Here is a 7,267-nt window from a genome sequence, read left to right as displayed (position 1 = left end):
GCACATGAATCAGAAAAACAATTCGATTCAGTTATGACCTGGAGCCAGAATGAAATGCTACGCGAACTAGATTTCGAGAAAATGACAAAAGCAGAAATGGAAGAAGCAAAAAAAATAATGAAAAAATTGACACTGCCTCTTAAAGAAATACCAACAAGGCGCTTTCGTCCTCATTTCCGCGGTACGCGCACTGATATTCGATCAATGTTAAGACACTCTTTACGCTACGGAGGTGATTACATTCCGTTTAAAAAGAAGTCGCGACAGTATCGCCCGCCACCGCTCACTGTACTATGCGACATATCGGGTTCTATGGAACGTTATTCTCGCATGCTTTTACATTTTATTCACGCACTGACAAATGACCGTGATCGCGTTCAAAGTTTTCTTTTTGGCACACGCCTAACAAACATAACAAGGTTATTGCACCAAAAAGATGTTGATACAGCGCTAAAGACTGTTTCCGCTGCGATTGACGATTGGTCGGGAGGAACTAGAATCGGCCACTGTTTAGAGGAGTTTAATAAAAGGTGGTCGCGCAGAACATTGGCACAAAATGCAGTTATCCTTTTGATTTCTGATGGGCTGGATCGAGACGCAGGCATAGGTCTTAAGGCCGCTATGGAACGGCTTCATAAATCATGTAACAAGTTGATTTGGCTTAATCCGCTCTTGAGGTATGACGCCTTCGAACCCAAGCCATTGGGGGTTCGGGCCATCCTGCCCTTTGTCGACGATTTTAGATCAGTACATAATTTGAATAGTCTAAGCCAGCTTGCAGATACACTCAACCGCAGCATACCTCACGAAAGAATTGCAATGAATAATTGGCGAGAGCGCGCAGCATGACCAACCCGCAAATAAATATGCAAGATGATATACTCGATCAAGCATCGTCCTGGCTAGCTAGTGGTCACTGTGTCGCAATTGCAACTGTGGTAAGCACCTGGGGATCATCTCCGCGCCCAGTCGGTAGTCAGCTTGCCGTCAATAACAACAAATCTTTTATCGGTTCGGTATCAGGTGGATGCATTGAAGGATCAGTTATAGAAACGGCTATGGCGGTAATGCAAAGCGGCAAACCTAGCATTCTTAAATTCAGTGTGTCTAATGAGTTGGCTTGGGAGGTTGGTCTTGCATGCGGCGGAACTATTGAAGTTTATGTGGAACGAATAGAATGAAAGGTTCTTTGCTTAAATCCCTCAATGCGGCACGAATGGAAAGGAAGCCTGCCGCTCTCATTACCCGTATTCAAGATGGCTCTCAGACCCTCTTTGTCGAAAACCGTGTATTCGCAGGCCCTGAATTAGATCATTCCATAGAACTAGAATTAAAGAATGCAATCCTTTCTGACAAAAGCCGAATAATAGGAGATGGAGAAAATCGTGTATTTATACATGTTTTCAATCCTTCAAAAAGGTTAGTTATAGTCGGTGCTGTGCACATTGCGCAATCTTTGGCTCCCATGGCATACACTGCTGGTTATGACGTTTCAGTTATTGATCCACGCAGCCCATTTGCCACCGCCGAGCGTTTTCCCAATGTCAAAATTTTTTGCAAATGGCCCGACGAAGTTATGCCGGAACTGGACATTGATAGACGGACGGCTATCGTTACACTCACTCATGACCCAAAAATAGATGATCCCGCATTAACATGCGCTCTTAATTCAGATGCTTTTTATATCGGGTCACTAGGAAGCCGGAATACTCATGCTTCTAGAATTGAGCGTCTTCAAGAGGCCGGTCTCAATCGCAACCAAATTGCTCGGATCAATGGACCAGTGGGACTCAATATAAAAGCCATTTTGCCGGCGGAGATTGCGGTATCAATTCTGGCACAAATTATTGAGTGTTCACACCTGCCAAACAGGGAAAAAGACGCATGAGGTTTGGTAAAATTATGGCAAAAGATGCTGTCGGTGCAATACTCGCCCACAGTATCAATGAAAACGGCATAAGGTGGAAAAAAGGTCGTGTGCTAACAAATTCTGATATAGCCTCGCTGGTTGCTATTGAAATTGATAGAGTAACAGTTGCTCAGCTAGAACATGGTGATATTGGCGAGGATGCTGCTGCCACTGAGATTGCCAATCTGCTAGAAGGTGCCGGGGTATTTGCGAGTGAAGCCTTTACCGGCCGCGTCAATTTAATTGCTCGCTTTGATGGGCTAATCAAATTTGAAAGAAAGATAATCGAAACTTTAAACCTCGTTGATGAGAGTATCACAGTCGCAACCGCCTCAAATTATGAACGAACTACAAAAAATAAAATTGTCGCGACTATCAAAATAATTCCTTTTGCTGTTCATAAAAATATCATGCGCGAGTGCCAAGCCGTGTTATCGAAAACACAGTCCGCCGTAGACGTCATACCTTTTAAACCCAAAAGGGTGGCGCTAATTCAGACTACCCTCGGAGAGATGAAAGAGAGTATCCTCATAAAAACAACCAGTGTTATGCGGTCCAGGGTTGAAATGCTTGGCTTTAAGTTGATAGATGACTTGCGCATTCCTCACAACGTTACAGATGTTGCATCTGCATTAACCTCCTGCCTTAATAAAAAAATTGATGTTTGTTTAATCGCAGGTGCGTCGGCAATCACCGACAGAAGAGATACAGTGCCCGCAGGGATTTCTAAAGCGGGCGGTAAGATTATTCACCTCGGAATGCCTGTCGACCCGGGGAACCTTCTTTTGCTGGGGTCTGTTGGGGAAATGGTAACTATAGGCCTGCCGGGATGTGCTCGTTCGCCGAAATTTAATGGAATTGACCTTATACTAAATAGGTTAGCAGCAGACATCTCGCTTGGTGCTCGCGATATAATGCTTCTCGGCGTCGGTGGGCTACTGAATGAATACCCCGGCAGGCCCATGCCACGTAATAGAATAGCCGGCAAATTTAACGATAAACCAAAGATAGCTGGACTTGTGCTTGCAGCGGGACAATCACGTCGGATGGGTTCAATTAATAAGTTGCTGGCTGAAATTAGCGGAGAGACAATGATACGTCGAACCGTAACAAATTTAGTATCTTCATTAGCAACTCCAGTAATTATCATCACCGGACACCAATCCAAAAAAGTGTCAGCAACAATCACCGACCTTTCGGTAAAAATGGTTTATAACCCAGCCTACGCTAATGGGCTTTCGACCTCTCTTCGAACGGGGCTTGCAGCCCTTCCTCCTGATATTGATGGGGCGCTTGTCTGTCTTGGTGATATGCCCCAAATAAGCTCAACTATAATTAATCAATTAATCAGGGCTTTTAATCCACAAGAAAGCAAAGAAATTTGTGTTCCAACCTGGAAAGGAAAGCGCGGTAATCCTGTTTTATTGGGTTCCCGGTTCTTTGCAGAAGTGAAAAAAATAGATGGAGACATCGGTGCTCGCGAACTCCTTGACCGATATCCTGAGTTTATCTTTGAAGTAGAAGTTACTTCGAATTCAGTACTAGTTGATATAGACACACCGCAAGCGCTCGAAAAAGTTCAATGTTCCTAGGAAACTTGGACAGCAATAATGAACACTCTAAGAAATGGCTCATGGATTTTGAGGATAAGTAAGAAACTACTACTAACATCCCTAATGATTTTTCTTTCAACCTACGCAACTGTGAGAGCCAACGAATTACCACTTGACGTTAAAGGCATCACAAAAAAAGAGATCTCCGATACAAATAAGAGCACTAACAAGTTCAAACTATTAGCGGGTTTTTCTCTCACCAGCCCAGACTCAAGGTTTGGCGGGATATCATCCATACAAATACAAAAAGATGGTAATTTGTTATGGGCCATAAGTGACCGGGGTACTTGGATGAAATTTTTATTGTCTCATCGTACCGGCAAATTAACTGAGGTTCGTTTAGAAAGCATCAATGCACTTCAAATGCCAGATAACGAAAAGTGGCATCAACATAATCTGGATGCAGAAGCGTCTGCCTACATTGATCCACGCACACTTTTAATCTCTTTTGAGCGCGTCAACAGATTACTTGCATATAAGTTTACAGAAAGAGGCATAGAGGGATTTCCTCGTCTTTATCCACGCCCGAAAGGCCTTGCTCTAGCACCTCGCACTGGTGGACCTGAGGCGATGACACGACTATGTGACGGGAGATTTTTTATACTGAGCGAAAAAACTGACTTAAATGAAACAAACCATGTAGGCTGGGTTGGCAACAAAAAAAAATGGCAGATGTTTAAATATAGACCTCGCAAGGGCTATAATCCTACGGGAGCAACCACACTTCCCGATTGCAGGATTTTGCTTACGATAAGGCGCTTCAATTTTACATCATTTTCATGGGGTTTCGCATTGTTACACCCTTCAAATATCAACTCGAGTAAAATTCTTGAAGATAGTGACTCTTCTTTATTTTTTGATCCCAACATTTCTGAAAACTTTGAAGCAATAGCTGCTCGTCGCGGGGGGGACGGAGATACCTACGTATACGTTATGGCCGATGATAATTTTTCAATATTCCAGTCAACATTGTTGCTACAGTTCAAGCTTGAGTCTAATTTTACGAACCATTAATTTTGCAATAAGCCCCACGCTCACGGAGTGAGCCACATAATGTTGAGGCCGCATTTCGAGTTTCAAAAGGGAATGCATGCAGCCTGTACAGGATACCGCGACTTTCCAGGAAAACCCTTACAAACCGTGGTTTTAAGGTGCCCAATTTCTTGCGATGCCTTATAATTAGTTGACGCCATCCTGCTTCAGCATTTTCTAAATTTTTATATGTTGCCAAGTGCACCGAAATGGTCAGTTTGGAATCCCCAAAAAGATATTTTCGGGAACGACCGTCACCCTTTGGATCCAAACGGATATTTTTTTTACTCTTTCTAAATTCTCTATTGTCAAGTCGATCAGTTGTCTTTTTAGATATTGCAAAAGGGCGTTTGATTTGCGGCTTCAACCTTGGCAGGGGCGGACTTTTCGCAAGGATAATTTTCGGTTGTGATATATTGATATTTAATACTTTTTTTATAGGACGCTTCGGGAATATAGGAGGCGCCGAAGTGGCTATTTTCCACTCCAATGATGACCTCATATTTCTCCGAACTGATGAGGTAGATGGATCTAAAACGTTATGCCCGCTCGCATGTTTATAAGAAACCAACTCACGAACCTGAGGTGATACGCCAGGTTTAAATCGTGTGACTGAAACATAATGACCAACTTTCGGGGCATATAGAAATATCACGGTATCTCCACTTTGCCGTGAACACGCCACTTTGAAAGTGACATAAATTTGTTTTGATGGGACAGTTTTGGCCACACGCTCAATTACCTCGCATCTCCAATCGTAATCCCAGCCATAAGGGGCCTTATCGATGGTAACAGTCTCACGCAAACGAATTTTGCTGCCGACGCGCATCGGAAACAAATGCCCACTTTTATTCGTTATTGTTCGGCGTCCCTTGCTCCCAGCATTGCTCCAGTAAAATGCAGATAGCAATGGATTGGCATCTGTAATCTGAAAGTCACCATGCTCATTTATCCAGTGGACCCTGCCCCCTCTGACCGCAGAAACTTTCCAGCGCACATCTGGGTTATTAAATATGAATTCGTCACCGACAGAAAACTTTCTTTTACTAATTTGTCTATCAATTGCGATTGTTTCGTCGTTGCTCGAGACCAACATGCAGCTGCTAATAAATAACCCAGCGACTAAGAAAAGTGGCAATCGTTTCCAGCTTTGTGCCTCTGCCACAGTTTCTCCCTTGCTCATGCATAGAGATAGGTCACTTGGGTGCACTAATATTTTATAAAGTCGATCTATACCGATCCCTAATAAAAGCGCGTATTCAGTCCAAGTGTTTATTCTTAACGGCGTTCTCAATTTTTAAGGCACACTTTCAAAATTCTTAATATTGCTGTTTCGGTTAAAGGCCTAAAACTTTGTCCGTTAAAAGCCCTACTGCACTACCCAATGCGAAAGCCGCAATTCTGTGAGAAAACTCAGCCTGGATGAGTTCCAGCTGCGCCTCAAAAAGCTCTGTTTTAGCATCGAGTACAGCTAAATTGGTTTCGTTCCCCTCCTCCCGAAGAATTTTACGTTGCTCAAAGACCTCAGCTTGGATATCAACTGCATTCTTTAAAACGATAAGACGCTCTTTTTGTTTGTAAAGCTCTTCCCATGTAACCCTCACTTGTTCGTCAATTTTACGCCGCTGATTGGCAGTTTGCTGCTGAACACTCTGATAGCTTTTCGCTGCAGAGTGCACACGACCACGTGTGCTAAAGCCACTAAAAAGATCCCAGGTGCCTCTCAAGAGAAGGTCTGCGGAACGTTCATGCCCAGCGGTCGTGCCTTCATTTGCCTTGTATGCTAAGGTGCTTACCAGATCGACTTTTGGCCAGTAATTGCCACGTTCGGCATCACGTAAATCAGCCAGGCCTTTTGCAATGAATTCAAACTCTATAACCGACGGATTATTTGTTTGCGACAACGCCAATGCTTCAGTCAACGAAGCTGGCACCATGCCCGTGGGTAGTTCCGGATTCTTCATGGCCTCTAAACTCGGCTCAACTCCAAACACTTGTAGATATCGCGCGCGCGCTTTACGAAACTCTCCTTCAAAATTGAGCCTTGCTTGCTTGCCTAACGCCAGTCGCGACTTTGCTTGAAGCACATCGAGCGTTATACCCGTGCCGCGTTTGACACGCTCATCTTCTAACTCAGCCTGTTCAAGAATATTTCTTTCGTTTTGTAGCGAAACAGCAATCAGTTTCTGATTTAGTAAAACCTCAAGATAAACATTTATCCCTTCTAACAATACTTGTTGTCGAATGCGTTCTAAAGCGGCTGAACTAGATTGCACTTGCTTTTTACTAGCCTCCAGCCGGCTCTGATTTTCAAAACCGCTAAAAAGATTCTGGGTTATAACAAGACTTGTACGATCAAGCCGCCGTTCGAAGTCTTCAGGCCGCTCCAAAGCCCTTCGCTCCGGATTTGAACGCAATTGCGGGCCAGTCGTTCCTTCCACTCGAAGGTGAGGCCAAAAACGGCCCTTAGCGTCTTCTACTAGACCTATGTTCGCATCTTTAGTTGCTACAGCTGATTTTATGAGTGGGTGGGTGTTAAGAATTCTTTTCAATTCTGTTTTGAAGTTATCTGCGCGCACGGACATCGGCTCGGCTATGCCCAGCAGTGCAAACCAAAAACACAACAACTTCCGACCCAACAAGAGATCCCTACTATATCTAGATGGTCCCACCAATCCCATATACATAGTGGCACCGAATAACTGGGTCAAAC

7 protein-coding genes are annotated in these 7,267 nt (G+C 43.9%); 5 read left to right on the top strand and 2 right to left on the bottom strand.

What is annotated here, in order from left to right; all coding sequences use genetic code 11:
- From VX941_07480 to VX941_07460, 5 genes are all read left to right on the top strand, one after another.
- Positions 1–849: VWA domain-containing protein (locus VX941_07480; protein MEE2933252.1), on the top strand; the 849-nt coding region annotated here is incomplete at its 5' end.
- On the top strand, positions 846–1,181 hold the full coding sequence (locus VX941_07475) for an XdhC family protein (GenBank protein MEE2933251.1): 336 nt from the start codon (positions 846–848) through the stop codon (positions 1,179–1,181). The genes VX941_07480 and VX941_07475, both read left to right, overlap by 4 nt.
- Positions 1,178–1,888, top strand: coding sequence for an XdhC family protein (locus tag VX941_07470; protein MEE2933250.1), 711 nt, complete (start codon positions 1,178–1,180; stop codon positions 1,886–1,888). The genes VX941_07475 and VX941_07470 overlap by 4 nt, the downstream gene beginning before the upstream one ends.
- Complete coding sequence (locus tag VX941_07465) at positions 1,885–3,501, top strand: molybdopterin-binding/glycosyltransferase family 2 protein (protein ID MEE2933249.1); 1,617 nt, start codon at positions 1,885–1,887, stop codon at positions 3,499–3,501. Before VX941_07470 ends, VX941_07465 begins: the two co-directional genes overlap by 4 nt.
- An 18-nt stretch (positions 3,502–3,519) precedes the next feature.
- Positions 3,520–4,536, top strand: a complete 1,017-nt coding sequence (locus VX941_07460) for an esterase-like activity of phytase family protein (GenBank protein ID MEE2933248.1) — start codon at positions 3,520–3,522, stop codon at positions 4,534–4,536.
- Here the strand turns inward: VX941_07460 and VX941_07455 are convergent.
- Positions 4,523–5,719 carry an SPOR domain-containing protein gene (locus VX941_07455; protein ID MEE2933247.1) on the bottom strand — a complete coding sequence of 399 codons (1,197 nt, stop codon included), beginning with the start codon at positions 5,717–5,719 and terminating at the stop codon, positions 4,523–4,525. The two genes, VX941_07460 and VX941_07455, sit on opposite strands and share 14 nt — an antisense overlap.
- Before the next feature lie 172 nt (positions 5,720–5,891).
- Complete coding sequence (locus VX941_07450) at positions 5,892–7,139, bottom strand: TolC family protein (protein ID MEE2933246.1); 1,248 nt, start codon at positions 7,137–7,139, stop codon at positions 5,892–5,894.
- Positions 7,140–7,267: the final 128 nt, after the last annotated feature.

It is taken from the genome of Pseudomonadota bacterium, assembly GCA_036339585.1.
Lineage (GTDB): Bacteria > Pseudomonadota > Alphaproteobacteria > UBA8366 > UBA8366 > UBA8366.
Note: the sequence above shows the minus strand (reverse complement) of the source record. Positions and strands in the feature narration are given on the sequence as shown.